Source organism: Sinorhizobium sp. CB7 (genome assembly GCF_041357635.1).
In the GTDB taxonomy this organism is placed as follows: domain Bacteria; phylum Pseudomonadota; class Alphaproteobacteria; order Rhizobiales; family Rhizobiaceae; genus Rhizobium.
In genome coordinates, this window is record NZ_JAULLL010000065.1 from 1 (window position 1) to 696 (window position 696).

General features: G+C 64.4%; 1 protein-coding gene. It reads right to left on the reverse strand.

Features of this window, described 5'->3' with window-relative positions:
* Positions 1–696 (reverse strand): AMP-binding protein (locus AAE029_RS36190; RefSeq protein ID WP_371077761.1); only part of this gene is annotated, 696 nt, incomplete at both ends.

The window sequence follows — 696 nt, forward strand, 5'->3', positions numbered from 1 at the left end:
CGCCGACCGGCATCTCGTTGCCGTCCCCGTCCATCACATAGGCGCTGCGCGAGGGCCATGCCCTGCCGATGGTATTGGCGGTGTCATTGGATGCGAAAGGTATCAGATGCGACGACGCCGTAATCGTCGTCTCGGTCGGCCCATAGGTATTCCAGAGCGGAACCGATCTCAGGGGCGAGCCTTGCCATCCGTCGACGGCGCCGCCGGGTATGGCCTCGCCGCCGATTGCGACCAGTCTCAGGCTTGCGACCTGGCCAGGCGTGACATGTTCGAACCAGGATCGCCAGTAGCCGGTCGGAAGATAGGCAAGCGTGATCCCTTCCCTGTGGATCGCAGCCGCTGTCTCATCGAAATTCCAGAGGCCCTTTCCCCTCATGACGGTACGGCCGCCGCGGGTCAGGATCGGCAGCAATTGCTCCATCGCTGCGTCGAAACTGATCGTCGAGAACTGCAGGACCCGGTCACGCTCGTCGAGCGCAAACGTCCGGATGTAGTCGTCGATATGCAGGCCGAGCGCCCGGTGGGAGATGCCGACCCCCTTGGGCAATCCGGTCGAGCCGGAGGTGTAGATGACATAGGCGAGCTGGTCGGGATGGAGGGGGGTGACGAGAGGCTCGGGGCTCTCGCTCCCGACCTCGTTGACCAGCACGGTGTCCAGCCCTTCAAGCAGGCCGGCAAGCGTCTGCCTCGTCGCCG